Annotated in this window: 18 protein-coding genes; 9 read left to right on the top strand and 9 right to left on the bottom strand. The window is 41.2% G+C overall.

What is annotated here, in order from left to right:
• Positions 1-27 precede the first annotated feature (27 nt).
• Both ACXAH9_RS00165 and ACXAH9_RS00160 read left to right on the top strand, forming a co-directional pair.
• Positions 28-2,457, top strand: a complete 2,430-nt coding sequence (locus ACXAH9_RS00165) for an ATP-binding protein (protein ID WP_474892867.1) — start codon at positions 28-30, stop codon at positions 2,455-2,457.
• Entirely contained in the window at positions 2,457-3,179 is a 723-nt protein-coding gene (locus ACXAH9_RS00160) for a LytR/AlgR family response regulator transcription factor (RefSeq protein WP_474892866.1), read from the top strand. Before ACXAH9_RS00165 ends, ACXAH9_RS00160 begins: the two co-directional genes overlap by 1 nt.
• Here the strand turns inward: ACXAH9_RS00160 and ACXAH9_RS00155 are convergent, their stop codons facing one another.
• Complete coding sequence (locus ACXAH9_RS00155; RefSeq protein ID WP_474892865.1) at positions 3,180-4,388, bottom strand: bifunctional alpha/beta hydrolase/OsmC family protein; 1,209 nt, start codon at positions 4,386-4,388, stop codon at positions 3,180-3,182.
• 76 nt (positions 4,389-4,464) lie between these two features.
• Here ACXAH9_RS00155 and ACXAH9_RS00150 point away from each other — a divergent pair, with 76 nt between their 5' ends.
• Positions 4,465-5,100: a DUF6134 family protein gene (locus tag ACXAH9_RS00150; RefSeq protein ID WP_474892864.1), complete on the top strand. Its 636-nt coding sequence runs from the start codon at positions 4,465-4,467 to the stop codon at positions 5,098-5,100.
• Between the two features lie 17 nt (positions 5,101-5,117).
• On the opposite strand, the gene ftsY is transcribed toward ACXAH9_RS00150, so the two are convergent.
• From ftsY to ACXAH9_RS00115, 7 genes are all read right to left on the bottom strand, one after another.
• Positions 5,118-6,071, bottom strand: coding sequence for a signal recognition particle-docking protein FtsY (ftsY, locus tag ACXAH9_RS00145; RefSeq protein ID WP_474892863.1), 954 nt, complete (start codon positions 6,069-6,071; stop codon positions 5,118-5,120).
• Positions 6,072-6,166: 95 nt separating this feature from the next.
• Positions 6,167-6,316 (bottom strand): DUF4295 family protein, encoded by a 150-nt coding sequence (locus ACXAH9_RS00140; protein ID WP_349565759.1) that lies wholly within the window; start codon positions 6,314-6,316, stop codon positions 6,167-6,169.
• Positions 6,317-6,318: 2 nt separating this feature from the next.
• Complete coding sequence (rpmG, locus tag ACXAH9_RS00135; RefSeq protein ID WP_349565761.1) at positions 6,319-6,501, bottom strand: 50S ribosomal protein L33; 183 nt, start codon at positions 6,499-6,501, stop codon at positions 6,319-6,321.
• Positions 6,502-6,589: 88 nt separating this feature from the next.
• Positions 6,590-8,248, bottom strand: coding sequence for a M1 family metallopeptidase (locus ACXAH9_RS00130; RefSeq protein ID WP_474892862.1), 1,659 nt, complete (start codon positions 8,246-8,248; stop codon positions 6,590-6,592).
• 27 nt (positions 8,249-8,275) lie between these two features.
• Positions 8,276-9,724 carry an aminopeptidase P family protein gene (locus ACXAH9_RS00125; protein ID WP_474892861.1) on the bottom strand — a complete coding sequence of 483 codons (1,449 nt, stop codon included), beginning with the start codon at positions 9,722-9,724 and terminating at the stop codon, positions 8,276-8,278.
• 151 nt (positions 9,725-9,875) lie between these two features.
• On the bottom strand, positions 9,876-10,115 hold the full coding sequence (rpmB, locus tag ACXAH9_RS00120; protein WP_474892860.1) for a 50S ribosomal protein L28: 240 nt from the start codon (positions 10,113-10,115) through the stop codon (positions 9,876-9,878).
• A 60-nt stretch (positions 10,116-10,175) separates the two neighbouring features.
• The gene (locus tag ACXAH9_RS00115; RefSeq protein ID WP_349565769.1) at positions 10,176-10,316 is read right to left on the bottom strand and encodes a DUF5522 domain-containing protein; all 141 of its coding nucleotides are present in this window, start codon (positions 10,314-10,316) and stop codon (positions 10,176-10,178) included.
• A 63-nt stretch (positions 10,317-10,379) separates the two neighbouring features.
• On the opposite strand from ACXAH9_RS00115, the gene rocD reads away from it, so the two are divergent.
• The 6 genes from rocD to ACXAH9_RS00085 all read left to right on the top strand — a co-directional run bounded on the left by rocD (position 10,380) and on the right by ACXAH9_RS00085 (position 17,823).
• Complete coding sequence (gene rocD / locus ACXAH9_RS00110; RefSeq protein WP_474892859.1) at positions 10,380-11,657, top strand: ornithine--oxo-acid transaminase; 1,278 nt, start codon at positions 10,380-10,382, stop codon at positions 11,655-11,657.
• A gap of 529 nt (positions 11,658-12,186) precedes the next feature.
• Positions 12,187-13,176: a biotin synthase BioB gene (gene bioB / locus ACXAH9_RS00105; protein ID WP_474892858.1), complete on the top strand. Its 990-nt coding sequence runs from the start codon at positions 12,187-12,189 to the stop codon at positions 13,174-13,176.
• A 13-nt stretch (positions 13,177-13,189) separates the two neighbouring features.
• The gene (locus ACXAH9_RS00100) at positions 13,190-14,314 is read left to right on the top strand and encodes an aminotransferase class I/II-fold pyridoxal phosphate-dependent enzyme (protein WP_474892857.1); all 1,125 of its coding nucleotides are present in this window, start codon (positions 13,190-13,192) and stop codon (positions 14,312-14,314) included.
• A 34-nt stretch (positions 14,315-14,348) separates the two neighbouring features.
• On the top strand, positions 14,349-14,954 hold the full coding sequence (gene bioD / locus ACXAH9_RS00095; protein WP_474892856.1) for a dethiobiotin synthase: 606 nt from the start codon (positions 14,349-14,351) through the stop codon (positions 14,952-14,954).
• The gene (bioA, locus tag ACXAH9_RS00090; protein ID WP_474892855.1) at positions 14,932-16,221 is read left to right on the top strand and encodes an adenosylmethionine--8-amino-7-oxononanoate transaminase; all 1,290 of its coding nucleotides are present in this window, start codon (positions 14,932-14,934) and stop codon (positions 16,219-16,221) included. Before bioD ends, bioA begins: the two co-directional genes overlap by 23 nt.
• Positions 16,222-16,398: 177 nt before the next feature.
• The gene (locus ACXAH9_RS00085) at positions 16,399-17,823 is read left to right on the top strand and encodes a hypothetical protein (protein WP_474892854.1); all 1,425 of its coding nucleotides are present in this window, start codon (positions 16,399-16,401) and stop codon (positions 17,821-17,823) included.
• On the opposite strand, the gene ACXAH9_RS00080 is transcribed toward ACXAH9_RS00085, so the two are convergent.
• Positions 17,791-18,891 carry an aminotransferase class V-fold PLP-dependent enzyme gene (locus ACXAH9_RS00080; RefSeq protein ID WP_474892853.1) on the bottom strand — a complete coding sequence of 367 codons (1,101 nt, stop codon included), beginning with the start codon at positions 18,889-18,891 and terminating at the stop codon, positions 17,791-17,793. The genes ACXAH9_RS00085 and ACXAH9_RS00080 overlap by 33 nt on opposite strands.
• Positions 18,892-18,893 lie beyond the last annotated feature (2 nt).

Genomic DNA, 18,893 nt, shown 5'->3' with positions numbered 1-18,893 from the left:
GTATTTTTAGAAATTCATTCCATTCACATGAACATTACCCGACTGATCACCTTAGCGCTTCTCATTTTTGTCAGTTTATTTCTGTCTGCTCAAAAATCTCAGCAAGAGCTAATCATTGACAGTTTGGAGAGTTACAGACCCATTGCAGAGCCAGGATGGGATGAGCTTGACTTATGCATTGGATTGTTCCGTCTGTATCTGTTCAATGGAAATGTAAAAAAGGCAGATGAACAGCTTACACGTATTTATGAAATAGGTAGAACGGAGGAAATCCCCATCGCTGCAGCATATGGTCGCATCATGGAAAATCTTAGAGCTTATGTAATAGAGAGTGATGACGACAAGGCGATACGTCTTTGTCTGGAAGCAATAGAAATTGCCCAACGAGAAAAGAATCAAGAAGCACTTGCATATGCTCGATATCAGCTAGCAGAAAACTATTATTTCGAAAAGGGAGAGCCCGAAAAAGCGATAGAGTTGATCTTAGAGTCTCTGAAGGAGGTAGACAAAACGGTCACGATAAAAACCCTAGGGAATACACATAAAACCATCGGTCATGTATATGGTCAAATAGGCGAATATGAAAAAGGGTTGCATCACCTGAGTATTGCTCTTGAATATTTCAGGGAGCTGGCTACAAATCCTCCCATACATCCTAAGATTGGCAGACGAAGTGCTCTCGATGTAGCACCCGAAATGCATATAGCCAATACTCTTAATTATATCGGTGATTTACATGTGATGCAAGGGAATATATCTAGTGCACTTAAAGTAAAGATTGAGGCACTGAATCTAATGGAAAAGCTAAACAATAAAGACATGACCGCCTGGATGTATTCACAAACCGGAAAGCTCTATGCTGAAATTGGCAATCTTAATCAGGCAGTCTCAGATTTTCAAAAATCAAGATTACTATTCGAAGAGTTGGGTTTCGAAAAAGACATTCATCGGGTGAATGAAACCATGATTCCTACACTGGTAAGAATGAGTGAATACGAGCTTGCAGAACAGCTAACGGAAGATAACATTCGATACTACACTAAAACCAAGGACACCCTATACTTAGCATCAACCTATGTTCATGCAAGCGGCATTTTTCTGATGTTAGAGGATCATATTGACTTAAAAAAGTCAAAAAAATACTTAGATAAAGCTGAAGGGTTAGTCAAACAAATCACTGACCCAAAGATTGAAGCGCTCTTCGAGCGTATGCGCGGCATGTACGCCAAACGAACCGGAGATTTCAACAAAGCACACCTGTATTTAAACGAAGCACTTCAAATTAGCAGTGAATCAAACAAGCTATTTAATGCTCGTGTGACATTCGATATAGCGGACAACTTCCTTCTTCAATCTGAATATGATTCTTCCAAATTTTATGCTAATAAAGCATTGAATCTGGCCTTTGATTTAAATGATCGAGATCTTTCAATGGATTGCTATAAGCTATTAAGTGACATTGGTGCTGCTGCTAATGACATGCAAGAAGCATATGCTAACCATGTTGCCTATTTCAAACTTTATGACAGTTTGTTTACGACCAGTGCCACAGCTAAATTAAAAGAAGAACAAGTCAGGCAAGGTATTTTTAGCTACCAGCGAGACAAAGAGCTGGCGGAGGAGAATGCTCGCCTACTAGAAAGCAGGAACAATTTGTTTCTTATCGTTGGAGCTTTTCTTTTGATCATTATCGGTTTGATGATTTACCTGTATTTCAGTTTACGAAAAGTGAAAGCCAAAACACAAAGCCAAAACGAACAGCTTACCCAGTTAAACCAAACCAAAGACAAGTTCTTTGGGATCATTGCGCATGATCTTAGAAGTCCGCTGATCGGGTTGCAAGGCGTAGGAGACCAGGTGGATTACTTTCTTAAAAAAGGAAATACTGACAAACTGGAACAACTATCAAGAGGAATTAGTGACACCACAAAAAAGCTGAATGAATTGCTTGATAATTTACTAAACTGGGCGCTGCTTCAAAATGGGATGATCCCATTCAATCCACAAAAAGTAGATATGAAAACCTCAGTTAATTCAGTCATTGATTTATTAACTCCATTGGCTGATGTGAAAGGTATCACTCTTAAAAACAACATTGAAACTAATTCTTATGTCTATGCTGATGAAAAAGCCGTTCACACGATCTTAAGAAATCTCATTTCCAATGCTTTAAAGTTTACTGAATCGAATGGTGCGATAGTTATTGACATTCAAGACTCGAGAGATCACTCCAGCATTTTAATCAACGACACAGGAACTGGAATCTCTGCTGAGATGATCCCTAAAATATTTGACTTGGAAAAGGAAAGCAAACAAGGCACTATGGGTGAAAAAGGTACCGGTCTGGGGTTGGTGCTATGCAAAGAATTAGTAGAATTGAATCATGGTAGCATCCAGGTCGAGAGTACTGAAGGACAAGGATCTACTTTTTCATTTAACCTGCCGAAGGCTGCCTAATGTCAAAACTATCGATTTATATCCTTGAAGACGAAGAACTCTATGCCAACCAGCTGGAAATGTTGGTGGATCAATTAGCATATGATCTTGTCGGCATTTCAGACAATAGTGATACTGCCAAAGTAGAGATAGAACAAAAAAAGCCGGATTTGCTATTGATGGATGTAAAAGTGAATGGTTCAATGAATGGGATCGATCTCGCAGCATCATTGGAGCATCAGGCACCTGTGATTTTCATTACTTCATTTGAAGATAAAGCGACATTTGATCGCGCTAAATCGACCAAACCATACGCCTATATTACCAAACCTTTTGATGCCGAAAACCTTCAACGCACGATTGAACTGGCAGTCGGAAATCTGGAAAAGGATGCTGAATGGAACGAAGATGTTGTATTTGACACTTCGCTTTTTATCAAAACGCGTCACCGGCTTGAAAAAATTGAAATAGCGGACATCATCTATCTCGAAGTGGAAGACCGGTACAGTACCGTATATACCAAGAAAGGAAAAAAATATGTTCTGCGCATGAGCATGGGAGATGTGCAGGAGAAACTTCCTCCTGGTGACTTCATGCGCATACACCGGAAGTACACGGTCAACCTGAATCATGTCACTTCCATTGACACGCAAGACAATATGATCATGCTGGGTGAGGTGGAACTCCCAATCAGTCGTAGCAATAAGGAAGAACTACTTAGCAAGCTGGACTGGTTGCAATAATTATTGAACCTCCTCCGTCAAAATATCAGGCTTCCCTTCCAGCGTTTTATGCACAGGGCATCTATCCGCTATCTCAATTAATCGTTTTCTTTGATCCCCTGTAAGATCTCCGGTCAGTTTAATTTTCCTCTTAATTTGATCAATCTTTCCTTTTGAGCTCTCACTGTTCTCACCATCCTTCAAGTGGATCTTGTCATGTGTGAGTTTCACTTCAACTTCTTTCAAATCAATCTTTTTATGGTCGGCATACATACGCAAAGTCATGGCAGTGCAGGCACCAAGACCAGCAAGTAAATATCCGTATGGAGTTGGTCCATAATCATCTCCACCAACACTTGGAGGCTCGTCCGCAATCATTTGATGCCTTCCAGCTATTACTTCCGTTGTGAATCCTTTTTCTCCTACTCGTGTCCACACTTCTCCTTCAGGTGCCTCATCTTGTTCTTTTATTTCGATGTATCTGCTAGCCCAGCTGGAAATGATCGATCCAGCATATTTTGCGTCAGCTTCCTTTTGCATTAAATGATCTGAGCCATCCAGTGATACAAAGCTTTTGGGGTGCATGGCTTGCTCGTAGATTTCCTGGGCATTATTAATTCCTACAATATTGTCCTGCGGTGAGTGGATTACCAGAAGAGATCTTTTTAAATTTTTAATAACGTCATCTCTTTCCTTTTTTTCCAAATCGTCCAGAAACTGCTTTTTCATCTTAAAGGTGCGCCCACCAATATTTACCTCTGCCTCACCCTTTTCTTCCAGCTCTTTTCTCCCTTTGTCAAGCAAATGTGTGACATGGTCCGGAGTAGAAGGGGCACCAATAGTAGCTACTGCTTTTACATTTTCCAGTTCTCCAGAAACATGAAGTACAGCCGCTCCCCCCAGTGAATGGCCAACCATTATTTGCGGTGCTTCATAATTATCTTCTAAAAAATCGTATGCATCCTTCAGGTCCGAAAGGTTTGAGGAAAAATTGGTGTCCGCAAAATCTCCTTTACTTTGGCCTAAACCAGTAAAATCAAATCGAAGGATGGCCATGCCCTGCTGTGTAAATGCATGACTAATATGATCAACGGACTTCAAGTTTTTAGAACAGGTGAAACAATGTGCAAAAAGCACAAATGCCTTTGGCTTTCCGATTAATGGAAAATCTAATCGGCCTGAAAGCTCTTGTCCATCAGAATTTTTAAAACTAATTTTCTTATATCGCATGAGTTATGGATTTTGATCTATCTTGAGCGAAACAATTTGAAACCATTTGTGTCATTAAGCTAATGATTTCAATTCAATGAAAAGTTCACTAATCACACTATTCTTTTTAATTGTCAGCCAGGCAGCTATTGCTCAGACCCTACATTATGAGGTAATCAAAGGGAGCAAAAAGCTCGGTGATATGGACGTGAAAAGGGTAAAAACTGAAAACGGAGTAAACTATCAGATTGATAGTGAAGTCACTTTCCGAATCTTATTCTCATTTACAGTCAATTATGAGTCCACAAGTGAATACAAGTACGGAAGGCTAATTAAAGAATACACACACAATAAGCTAAACGGAAACACCCAAAAGAAATCCACGATCTGGTTTGATGGAGAGAAATACACGCTGGATCTGAGTGGAAGTCGAACAATCATTGAAAGTCCCATTGGCTATTCAGTTGCGGCTATATACTATAAGGAACCAATAGATGGTCAGAAAGTCTTTTCTCCGCAGTTTGGGCATTTTCTTACGTTCAAAAAAGTAGATGACCATGTGTATGAGATGGAATCACCTGATGGAACCAACGTTTACACATACACAAATGGAATTTGTTCTGAAGTCAAGGTATTCCGTGATTTCGCGAAATTTTCATTTGTGATGACACCAGAGTCGCTCCAGGCAGTCAAGCAAAATCAAATTGTGGGCGGTACGTCGGTTGTGGATTGATCCACCGGTAAAATGCATCAATGCTTAAAGAATGAATCTACAAATTCCGTTTTGTTGAATACCTGTAGATCCTCAACTTTTTCCCCAACACCGATATATTTCACCGGAATTTTAAACTGATCGGATATTCCAATAACTACACCGCCCTTGGCTGTTCCATCCAGTTTGGTAACAGCAAGAGAAGAAACCTCAGTTGCTTTAGTAAATTCCTTAGCTTGTATGAATGCGTTTTGACCTGTACTTCCATCCAAAACTAACATGACATCATGTGGCGCTTCGGGGATAAATTTTTGAACCACATTTTTAATCTTGGAAAGCTCATTCATCAGGTTCACTTTCGTGTGAAGCCTTCCCGCTGTATCAATAATTACCACATCGGCATTTTCTTCTTTCCCTCGTTTCGCCGCTTCAAAAGCTACTGCTGCAGGATCAGTATTCATTCCTTTGGAAACCACCGGAACACCCACTCGCTCACCCCACATGATTAATTGATCTACTGCTGCAGCACGGAATGTATCTGCCGCACCGAGAATGACATTCTTACCTAAAGCCTTAAACTGTGCAGCTAACTTTCCAATGGTTGTCGTTTTACCTACACCATTTACGCCCACTACCAAAATGACATATGGACCATCTACTTTAGGAATGTCAAAATCGACAAGGTCCTTTGTGTTATTTTCAGACAACAGTCCTGCAATTTCCTCTCTCAGTATTTGATTCAGCTCAGAAGTGTTCAGGTACTTGTCCTTAGCCACACGCTCTTCAATTCGATCGATGATCTTGACAGTCGTTTCAACACCAACATCGGAAGTGATCAATACCTCCTCCAGCTCATCCAACACATCCGCATCGACGGTGGATTTACCAACCACTGCCTTGTTGAGCTTAGTGAAAAAGTTTTGTTTCGACTTTTCCAGCCCCTTGTCGAGAGACTCTTTTTTGTCTTTGGAGAAAAAGCTTTTTAGACCCATGGATTTATTGGATTAGGAGATAGGTGTGAATATATAAAAAAAGCCACCCTGACGTGAGCGTCGGAGCGGCCTTCCTTCTTTTAGGATTTAATTTCTTACTTAGCTATCGTGTCTTTCACGTCACCTTCAAGAACCATCTCCTCTCTGTAAGAGTAAGATCCATTGTCGTTCTTGATCGCTTTGATCACTTTAGCGTATTTCGCTCCACCTGGTTGCTTAAGAGTTGCTACTACTTTCTTTGCCATGGTTACTTAATTTCTTTGTGTACGGTATACTTTCTCATGATCGGGTTGTATTTCTTCAACTCAATTCGATCAGGAGTGTTTTTTCTGTTCTTGGTGGTAATGTACCGGCTTGTGCCCGGAAGACCACTGTTTTTGTGCTCTGTGCACTCAAGAATTACCTGGACTCTATTTCCTTTCTTCGCCATTTTATTTTGTCTTTTCCAAAAAGGAGTGCAAATGTAGAAAATTTCAAGCTTCTAATGAAACATTCAGAAAATTAATCTATTATATATTTTACTTTGGCACTTTGTTGATCTTCACCTCATTGACATAAATGTAATAATCATCGCTAATGGACAGATTCTGATCTGCAATTTCCATTAGTTGAAATGAAGGATTAGGTTTTAGTAGGGTTTCTTCACCTCCAATTTTAACCCTTACAGGCATATCGAATGATTCTATACAATTTGTCCAGCGATAAATCAATCGGTTATCCATTATTGCATATTCGAACACCGGAACTCTGGCATCTCTCAGGTATTGGTCAAAAACATTTGAGAGATCCATTCCGGATTGCTCTGAAATATATGACTCCACTTCTGATGTTGTTACCGTCTGGTGGTAGAATTCCTTATTTAGGCCTCTTAATATCTCTCTCCATTTGGCATCATCGTTCACAATCTGTCTCACCGTATGAAGTAAGTTGTTTCCTTTTGGATACATATCCTTAGAACCTTCACTGTTCACATCATAATCCCCAATGATTGGCTCGTTGTTCTGAATACCGAGTCTTAATCCCTGGGTGTAGGAAGATGCCGCTTCCTTGCCATAGAAATATTCAATGAATAAACTTTCTGAATAGGTAGTAAAACCCTCATGGACCCACATATCAGCAACATCCTTGTAGGTTATATTATTGGCAAACCATTCATGACCTGTTTCATGAATGATGATGTAATCCCATTTCAATCCCCATCCGGTCATGCTTAGATCTTGTCCCAAGTAGCCCTTTAGATATTTATTTCCGTAGGTCACAGAACTTTGATGTTCCATTCCAAGGTAAGGAACCTCCACAAGCTTATAGCTATCCTCATAAAATGGATACGGACCAAACCAGTGCTCTAATGCCTCAAGCGTTCGAAAAGCATCCTGGAAGTGCTCCTCCGCTTTATCCTTATTGTAGCTCAGTACCCAAAAATCAACATCAAGCTTTCCTTTCTCTCCTTCATACTTTGAAGAGATATTTACATAGTCCCCAATGTTCACATTCACTCCATAGTTGTTGATGGGATTCACCACTTTCCAGATAAAAGTGCGAGTGTCGTCTTTGTTCTTTTTGATTTTTTCCAGCCTGCCGTTTCCTACTGCCGTAAGCTTTTCAGGAGCCTGAATACTTAGCGTCATGCCATTATCAGGCTCATCGTACATGTGATCTTTGCATGGCCACCAAAGACTTGCTCCTATTCCCTGGTTTGAGGTAGCAATGAAATGATTGCCATTTTCATCTTTTTTCCAGGAGTAGCCTCCATCCCAGGGTGCGCGTATTGCCTCTCTGGGGTTTCCTTCAAAGTAAACTGTGACCTTCCCTTCCGAGCCTTTGGTTTGAGTTGGTAGCTGGATAAAATGAGCATTTCCCTCATGCTTGACTTCCAATTCATCTTTACCCTGTGTCACCTTGGTGATTGCCATTGGCTCCTGAAGGTCAATTTGCATGACTTTTGCAGATTCCAGTGCTTCATACGTTATGGTATTTCTTCCCGATATGAACTTGTTTTCAGGATCTACTGAGACAAACAAATCATAATATTTCAAATCCCACCAGGCTCGCTCGGGAGTAATAGACCCTCTAAGAGAATCCTGTCGTGCATATGTCTCCTGCTTATCAAAAATGGCCGTCTGGCCACTCACTTGAATACTGGCCAGGACAACCAATGCATAAATTGATTTCTTCATGGGAAGTGCTATTTAGGTAAAAAGACGTTAATCCTCATCAAGCGCTGGTAGCACAAATTCATCAAGTGGACTTGGCTCCTGCATCATCTTTTCTATTTCTTCGCTTTTTCTCGGTGCAATATCAGAAAGCAATTCATAGCCCTCCTCAGTAATCAACACATCGTCTTCTATGCGCACTGCAATGCCCCACCATTTTTCGTCGCATTTAGCTCCCTCAGGAATATAGATGCCTGGCTCAATGGTGATAGCCATTCCAGGTTCAAGATACTCGTAGTTTCCTTTATCATGGACATCAAGCCCAATGTGATGGCCTAAGCCATGTGGATAGTAGAGGTGGCGTTGATTCGCACTGTCTATAATACCCAACTCAGCTAACCCCTCATTGATGATCCTTCTTGCGATCGCAAAATCAAGATCTCTTTGAATATTAACGCCTGGCTTACATGCCTTAATGGCTTCATCCTGCGCTCTGTATACAAGATCGTAAATGGCTTTCTCTTCAGGAGAGAATTTACCATCTACCGGAATAGTTCGAGTCACATCTGCCGTGTATCCATGATACTCAGCTCCCAAATCCATCAGAATCATTTCATCACTGGAAATTTCCGGCTTATAGTTTTCAATATAATGAAGAATGCAGCCGTTATTTCCTGCCCCTACAATTGATGGGTATCCCTCGTACTCAGCTTTATATTTTTTGAAAATAAACTCATGAAGACCTTGAATCTCTAATTCACTCATACCCGGCTTCATGGCTTTCATTACTTCCACCTGTGCAATACATGAGATGTCAACCGCTTTTCTCAACAGATCCAGCTCTTCTTCCGTTTTTATTCCTCTCAGATCTTTCATGATCTGATCTATGGTTTCCATATCCAGATTGTTTGCTGAAGATTCAATCGTTAAGTCTCCTTCTGTAGGGTATCCGGCTTTCTGTTTAAACGAAGCAATTAAATCATAGAGGTCTCCTTCCGCATTGGTGTCCCGTACGTCATTGTAGAAATCGTAGAAAAGAACTTTATCAAATTTTGAAAAGTCAATGTTATAGTCCTCAAACTCAGTATTGTTAAATACCTGATTAAATGCAAGCTTTTCTTTCACTCCATTGATACCCATTCTTCTGCCTGTCCACATTTCTGCCATGGCATTCCTAGGCTGAATGAAAAAAATTTCATCGTAGCTCCCTTCCGGGCCATCCTGCTCTTGCTTAAAAATCAATAGCACTGCATGCGGTTCTTTATAGCCAGTCAGATAATAAAGATTCGGGTCCTGATGATAGACATAGTCTACGTCATTGGCACGATTTCTAACCGGATTGGCAAAAAAGACTGCCACTGAATTGGCTGGCATTTTTTCCCTAACAAGACCTCTCCGTTCCTGGTGAAACTCGCTGGATAAAAAATCATCAGGTAGTTCTTCCTGGGCAAATGACAATAGTGTCCCCGCTAACAAAATCAGGGTAGATATCTTCTTCATAACTTTAATAGAGATTTAACTTCCGGCTAAAGATAGCAAGTAAGGTGTCTGCTTTTTAATTTCTATCCAGAACTGGTGAATTACTTGGATAAAAGGCAAAAAAAATCCCGACGCTTATGGTCGGGATCAAATTTCTTGTCAATTATCAATCTTACTTGATTACCATTCCATTGGCACGTGCTTTCTTAAGCACAGATGTGATGCCATTCTTATTGATGGTTCTTAATGCAGATGTAGAAACTTTTAGTGTTATCCACTTATCTTCCTCGGGAATGTAAAATCGTTTCTTCTGAAGATTTGGATTAAATCTTCTCTTGGTTTTATTATTTGAGTGAGAAACGTTGTTTCCTACTTGAGGTCTCTTACCGGTTAAATCGCAAACTTTTGACATCTTTCTCGTCCGTTTTCAAAAATGGAGTGCAAATATCGGGATTTCAACCCAATATGCAAACTATTGTTTGACATTTTCGTGATTATATGGACAATGCAAGCAAGCGTTCCCACAGCAATAGCCTCGCTTTAGATGATAATGCTCCGTGAACACCATCAGTCCATCTTTGTTTATATAGTAGTCTTCGGGTTGTAAAGCCACTTTAAAATTGTGCCTCAGGGCCTAAATGATTAATCTTGCATTGAACAGATAAACAGCAAAATTATGATAGAAAATAAGACACTTTCCAGTGAGGAGTTAATAAATCTGGAAGATAAACACGGAGCTCATAATTATCACCCACTTCCGGTTGTTTTAGCTAAAGGTGATGGCGTGCATGTGTGGGATGTAGAAGGAAAGCAATATTATGATTTTCTATCTGCATACTCAGCTGTTAATCAGGGGCATTGCCACCCGGAAATTGTTGGTGCTATGACACGCCAGGCGGAGACGCTAACGCTCACCTCAAGAGCTTTCTATAATGATGTACTGGGTCAGTATGAGAAATTCATCACCGAATACTTTGGGTTTGACAAAGTGCTGCCAATGAATACCGGAGCTGAAGCGGTAGAGACAGCAATCAAAATTTGTAGAAAGTGGGCGTACGAAAAAAAAGGTATTCCGGAGAATCAGGCTCAGATCATCGTTTGCGATAACAATTTCCATGGAAGAACTACTACCATCGTATCCTTCTCAAACGATCCTGTCGCAAATAAAAACTTTGGACCTTACACCCCGGGATTTATACGTATCACTTACAATAGCCTTGATGAACTTGAGCAAGCGATCCAGGGAAAAAATATTGCGGGATTCCTGGTAGAGCCTATCCAGGGTGAGGCAGGAGTTATGGTTCCTGATGAAGGATATATCAAAAAAGCCAAAGAGATCTGCGAAAAGAACAATGTGCTTTTCATCGCCGATGAAGTTCAGACCGGAATAGGCAGAACAGGTGCCTTATTAAGGGTTTGTGGTGATTGTACCTGCGAAGGGCACTGCGAAAAGCAAGAGACATATACACAGCCAGATATACTGATATTAGGCAAAGCATTATCTGGTGGCGCCTATCCAGTATCTGCGGTGCTTGCTAACGATGAAGTTATGAATGTCATTCAGCCCGGGCAGCATGGATCTACTTTCGGAGGCAACCCAGTAGCTGGTGCTGTTGGGGTAGCAGCTTTGAACGTAATCCGGGATGAAAAGCTAACCCAAAATGCGAGAAGACTCGGTGATATCTTTAGAGATCGAATGAACAAAATGATCGAGAAAACTGATCTGGTCAAGCTGGTCAGAGGTAAAGGTTTACTAAATGCCATTGTCATCAATGATGATGAGGGAAGCTCTACTGCATGGGATATCTGTGTTCAACTAAAAGAAAACGGCCTGCTTGCTAAACCTACACACGGCAATATCATTCGCTTTGCTCCACCATTAGTAATGACAGAAGAACAGCTTCATGATTGCTGTGACATCATTGAAAAGACGATTATGGAGTTTAAGAAGTAAATTCTTCTCTTTCATCAAAACAATTGAAGCGAATGACCTAACGGACATTCGCTTTTTTTATACATCCATAGCAGGCCCTAAAATGAATCTGGGGTTCTTCTAATTTCAACTACTGGTTTTGGTATTATTTAACAATAAATACAAAATCACTCAATGCCTCATCGGCTCCAAGCGCGCCAAATCTTGGCACCTGAGCCAGGTTCTCCATGTTCAACTGTATCTCTGACATGGTCAGTAACGGTCATCGCCTCAGATACGTCAGAAAGCTCAAAACCTTAATTTTAGCAATCATATTAGATCGCCATTTAGCGTCTCTCATAGTCATCAACTTCAAAATTTCAGATTCAAATCAACGAAAGTAAAATGGTATTGGATTACTTTAAACTTGCCCTTTTTCCAAGTTGTATGCCATTTGTATACTCAGTAAAATTGTGCTTGTCTACCGTCAAGAAATAGGATATCAGCCACTGTTTATCTTCAATTCTGATTCTTTATGGGCTATACTTGCAATTAATAAATGACCTGATTTATGGCAGACATAAGACACAACTGGACACTGGAGGAAATCTCTGAAATTTATCACAAACCACTGATGGAACTGGTATTCGAGGCAGCTACTATGCATCGGAAATATCACGATCCTAAAGAGGTTCAGGTGAGCAGTTTGATTTCGATAAAAACCGGTGGATGTCCGGAAGATTGTGCGTACTGCCCACAGGCGGCTCGCTATCATACGGATATCAAAGTACATAAACTGATGGAGGTGGATGAAGTACGTGCACAGGCTGAAAATGCCAAAGCAAATGGGGCCTCCAGGATGTGCCTTGGTGCTGCATGGAGAGAGGTGAGAGACAACCGTGATTTTGACAAAGTGCTGGACATGGTAAAAACCGTGAATAGCATGGACATGGAGGTGTGTTGTACGCTTGGGATGGTATCTGAAGAGCAAGCTAAAAAATTGGCGGATGCAGGACTTTATGCTTACAATCACAACATTGATACCTCTGAAGCTTATTATGATGACATCATTTCAACCAGAGAGTACGATGATCGTTTGAAGACCATAGAAAATGTTCGAAAAGCTAAAATCAGCGTGTGCTCAGGTGGTATAATCGGCATGGGTGAGTCTGCGGAAGACAGAATGGGAATGCTAATGACATTGGCAAACATGGATCAGCACCCGGAATCTGTACCTGTAAATGCATTGGTGCCTGTAGAGGGAACACCACTTGCTGAGCAGCCACGAGTGGCCGCTCATGAATTGATCCGCATGATTGCCACTGCTCGGCTGGTAATGCCGGCATCTGTTGTACGACTATCTGCTGGTCGAGAAGGAATGAGCCTGACCGAACAAGCACTTTGCTTTATGGCCGGAGCTAATTCCATTTTTGCAGGTGATAAGTTGCTCACCACGCCAAATCCCGATTTCAACGACGACAAAGAAATGTTCGATTTGCTGGGCCTTCAGCCAAGAGAAGCATTTAAAGAAGTAAAGAAAGAGACAGAAGTCGAGGCTTAGAAAACTTTCCCTTTTGGAGGGGGTTAGGGGGGGAATGAACATCTACCAAAAAGCACTCGAAGAACGAAAGCAGCAACACCTGCTGCGAACACTTCCCCTTCCACCGGAAGGAGTTGACTTTTACTCCAACGATTACTTGGGGCTCGCTCAGTCTCAAAACCTAAGTTTAGCTATAGAGGAAGAATGCAGGAATGCGCCAAAACTCAATGGCGCCACGGGCTCACGTCTGCTTAGCGGCAATAGTGAGTACGCCGAAGATGTTGAAAATGAGATTGCCAAATTTCATAATGCAGAAAGTGCGCTAATCTATGCTTCGGGATACATGGCCAACCTGGGATTAATCTCAAGTCTCGCCCGTAAAGACACTACTCTTTTGTGTGACGAATTAATGCATGCAAGCCTCATTGATGGCGTGCGCTTGGGGCATGCAAAGAAGGTAAGATTCAAACACAATGATTTAGATAATGTTGCTGAAAAGCTGAAAAAAGCAGAAGGTCAGGTGATTGTACTCGTAGAATCAGTTTATAGCATGGACGGAGATATCTGCCCAATTAAAGAGCTGGTTGCACTTTGTAATGAACATGATGCATTCCTCATAATAGACGAGGCGCATGCTTTTGGTATTTATGGTGAGAATGGCGAGGGATTGGTTCAAAGCTTAAAGCTTGAAAATGAGGTATTCGCTCGAATAGTGACATATGGAAAAGCCCCGGGCATTCATGGTGCAGCGGTGGTAGGTCCATCCTGGCTGAAAGAATATCAGGTAAATTTTTCTCGTTCAATGATTTTTTCGACAGCTCCATCCAATCATCACTTTTCCAGTATCGCTGCGATGTATAAGCACCTCCCAAAATGTGGGGCCGATCGCAATTTGCTAAGGGAGAACATTGATTACTTTGTTAAAAAAAGAAAGGCATCCGACGGAAGCTGGGTTGATTCCAAAACACACATTCAATCGTTGATCGTACCGGGAAATAAAGAGGTGGTTGAACTGGCTGAAAAATTGAAAGAAGCCGAAATCAATGCACTTCCTATCCGAAAACCCAGCGTAGCAGAAGGGAAAGAGCGAATTCGCTTCTGCCTTCATTCCTACAATACCAAAGAGGAGATAGATTTGCTATTCGAAACACTAAAATGAACATTTCCCTCTTTAGAGGGGGTTGGGGGAGGATATGAACCAAAAAATCATCGTTGCAGGCATAGACACAGACACTGGGAAAACAGTGGCTTCAGCCATCCTTTGCCAGGCATTAAAAGCAGACTATTGGAAGCCGGTTCAAGCAGGTGACCTTGAAAACACCGACTCACATAAAGTAAAGCGTTGGGTTCCTGAGGCAACCATCCATCCTGAAGCTTATCGATTAACACAGCCCATGTCGCCACATGCAGCTGCAGCTATTGACAACATCTCAATCGAAGAATCCAGGCTTCAGATTCCAACAACTGAGAATAGCCTGATCATTGAACTAGCTGGTGGGCTCATGGTGCCAATGAGAGAAGACTACCTCAACATCGATTGGGTGGCCAGCACCGGACTGCCGGTTGTATTGGTATCCAATTATTACCTGGGAAGTATCAATCACACACTGCTTTCGCTTTATGCCTTGAAAAGCAGAAATATTCCTTTAATAGGCATCATTTTCAATGGTGATAAGAATCCCTCTACTTTTGATGTGATTATGAGTCGATCCAATGCAAAATGCCTCCTTGAGATTGAGAAAGAAGAGGCAATCAATGAAGAAGTAATTACACGATATGTCAACCAAATCATCCTTTAGCAACCAAGACCTCACATTCGATCAAACCAATATTTGGCACCCTTACACCTCTTTGACCAACCCTCTTCCAACGTACCCTGTAGTCTCAGCCAAGGGAGTGAGACTCAAACTCGCCAATGGAGAAGAACTTATTGATGGGATGTCCAGCTGGTGGACCGCTATCCATGGCTACAATGTGCCTGAACTCAACCAGGCAGCTCAGGATCAACTGGAAAAAATGGCACATGTGATGTTTGGCGGTATCACACATGAGCCAGCCATAAAACTTTGCCAAAAGCTAGTTGAGATCACTCCCGAGGGACTAGAAAAAGTATTTCTGGCTGACTCAGGATCTGTATCAGTAGAGGTGGCCATGAAAATGGCCATTCAGTATCAGCATGCAAAAGGTCAATCACAGAAAAGTAAATTCATGACCATCAGGAATGGTTACCATGGAGACACCACAGGTGCCATGTCTGTGTGCGATCCAGAAGGAGGAATGCATCATTTATTTGCTGAATTTTTACCTAAGCATTTCTTCGTTGACCAACCACAAAAAAGATTTGAAGAGTCGTATGAAAATGAAGAGTTGGCTCAGCTTAAGCAGTTTTTCAGGCTCAATGCTGATAAATGTGCGGCATTCATTTTAGAACCAATCGTACAGGGTGCTGGGGGCATGTGGTTTTATTCACCGGATTATTTGAGGAAGATCCGACACCTCTGTGACGAACATGACATGCTCTTTATCGCTGATGAAATTGCTACGGGATTTGGACGAACAGGAAAACTATTTGCCTGTGAACATGCTGGGGTAACTCCTGATATCATGTGTGTAGGAAAAGCATTAACCGGAGGGTACATGACGCTTGCTGCTACACTAACCAAACAGCATGTAGCTGAAACCATATGTAATGGAGAAGCAGGAGTCTTTATGCATGGTCCTACGTTTATGGGCAATCCGCTCGCTTGTGCTATTGCAAATAAGAACCTCGATCTTATACTTGACGCGAACTGGCAGGAGAAGGTTGTCGCAATAGAAAAGCAGTTGAAGAAAGAACTCCTTCCTCTTGCTAATGCACTTTCTGTAAAAGATGTCCGTGTACTTGGAGCTATCGGGGTGGTGGAGATGAAAGAGCCTGTAGATGTATCAGAAGCCCAAAAATTCTTTGTGGAAAGAGGTGTCTGGATTCGGCCATTCCGTAATTTGATCTACATCATGCCTCCTTATGTGATTGATGAGAATGACTTGAATCACATAACATCAGCCATTACCAGTTATGTTGTTTAGCTATCACTTTGTAATCATGCAATGAGGTATTTAATTCTCCCAATTCGATAATAGATCGATCAATACTTAAAGATAAATCACAGGATAAGCCATGATGTATTCTTGTTTCTATTATTATTGCCCGTGACCTTCAGGTTAACCATATCCTTCCTGCTTTTTGTTTTAATTCATGGTCTTTTGGCTCAAAGGCCTAGTAATGGATTTCAAGAAAAAATTGTAGATGCCATTCTTTATGAAGATGCTGCAAAAGTTGGCCTTCCTGAAAATGAAATTGAGCGCCATCTGATTTTATCAATCATTTCCAGAAATTCATCTCCGGAAGTTTCAGCAGAAAAACTGATTGCTGCAAAGCAAGCCATCCTCGTAACTAAAAAAGAAGCTTACTATCCGTTTCTGCATTTAGTTGAAGGCTATTTCTACATGTTTGAAGATGTCCCAAAGGCTGAGAGTCTTTTTCTGAAATCAGTTGAGATTTTCGAAAACAGAGAGGATCAAACAATGAGTTTTTTAACTCAATATTTCTTGGTAAGAATATTGGCAATTTCAGATCAATGGAATGCCGCCTTAGAAGCCTATCTTAAATACCAAAAATCTTTTGAAGAAGCATTTGAAATTAATACCCTGGCAAGTAAAAAAATTGAGTTGCTTGGAAAAAACCTGCATGGAACAATACTAACAGCAGTATCTAATATTGATTCTTCAGCCGTGCCAAAAGCGGAGGTATTTTTAAGTGAGTTGATTGAGGAATCAAAAGGCTTTAACGCTGATGGTGTAACCTATAACGCTATAGGAAACTTAGCCTATATCTACTTCCTTCAGAAGAAGTACAAAAAAATGATTCCACTAGCCTTGCAAGACTTGACTTTTTCTCGTGATAAAGGGCGGATCGAAAGTGCCTGTGGATTGCACATTACATTGAGTTCCGCATATTCTGCAATCGGCGATAATGAGAATGCCAGATATCATTTTAACGAAGCTGAAAAATTGATTCATAAGATCGATGGACTTTTTACCATACAGGAGTTCATCAAGAACGCAAAAAAATTCTATAAACCAGAGGATACTGATAAGATATTTGATTTATTAAATGTGGTGGAAAATGTAATGATCACTAAATCCAGTGCGTCACCTTCAATTAACTACGAATACTTAAAGGCTGAAAATAAGCTTCAGGATGCTGAAAACCAGATCGAATTCCTTGTGGAAAGGAATAAACTTACATCGCGAAATAACTTGCTGTTAGGACTTCTATTGTTTGCCGTTTTATTGATATTATTCTTTTTTTACCGCCTTCTTCGCAACCAGAGAAAATTCAGAAGAAAACTGGAAATCATTAATCATAACCTGGAAAATGAAGTAGTAAAACGAACCAAAAAAGTGTATGAGCAAAACCAGAAAATAAAGCAGTTTTCCTACAGAAACTCTCATTTGACCAGAGCACCCGTGGCTCGACTTATTGGTTTAGCGGATTTGCTGTCTGATAATCCCGAAACCAATACGGAATTACTTAAGGAAATAAAAGCATCGACTATTGAGGTAGACAAAATCATTCGGGAAATCAATGAAATGCTATCCGAGGAAGGCCTTGATTCCTCTAAATAATTGATCAATCTCCTCTTCACTATTCATCGGGCCTACACTAAACCGAAGGGTACCGGTTTCGCTTGTGCCTACAGCTTCATGTGCAAGTGGGGCACACTGAAACCCCAGACTACCGATGATGCTTTCCTTCCTCAGTTTGTCCTTAATTTCTTCAAGAGGTACAGAAGCACTTTTAATGGATACTGCACCTGTATATCTATTATAGTGTCGACTTCCCACTACCTCGATTCCATCAATCCCAGAAAGGCCTACCCTCATTTTACTAACCAGCTTATTTCGATGGCTCAGCAACTTATCCCATCCTTTTTCTTCTAACCACTTAATCCCTGCTGTTATCCCCGCGATGGTCATCATGGGAGCTGAACCCGTATCACAGTAAGTAGGAAAAACTGATGCTTTTTTCTCTCCCGGCACAAGCTCACAAGCCGCGCTAGGACAGGTCATATCTACACTTTCAGCAATGTAAAGTCCGCCAATTCCCTGGGGTCCATAAGGCCCTTTATGCCCGGCAAAAACAAAAATATCCGGATTAAGTTCAGCTACATTTATGGGAATGATCCCCGCGGTTTGAGCACCATCGAGTAAACAAACCACACCGTACGACTTACAAAGACGAATTACGTCCTCAAAAGGAAGGATTTCTCCAGTCACATTACTAGCCATTGAAATAGCGACCATTCGTGCCCCTTTTTTAAGCTCGTCTTCAAAAAAATCTAAATCAAAAGGGCCCTCTGTGGCTCGTGGGATAATCACTCCTTCAACCCCTTGCTCTTGGTGCAATTTGTAGTACCATCTCGATAAGGCGTGATGCTCCATTGTGCTTATGATCAGGCGATCTCCCTGCTCCCAGGGAAAATCACTAAATGCAGTGGCCAGCGCCTGTGTACAACTTTGAGTAAATAAAAAACAATCCGGATTCGTAATGCCAAAAAAGGAGGTAACTGTTTGAATTCCATCTTCAAATACTTCCAACCACTGACCTGGCGACAGATGATTAAATCGGTCAATAGCTTCGTTTACTGAGTCTGGCTTAGGCCAGGATGTTCCGGCTTGGTTGAGGTAGATCATAG

The organism is Ekhidna sp. ABH4_415, from assembly GCF_056161305.1.
Note: the sequence above shows the minus strand (reverse complement) of the source record. Positions and strands in the feature narration are given on the sequence as shown.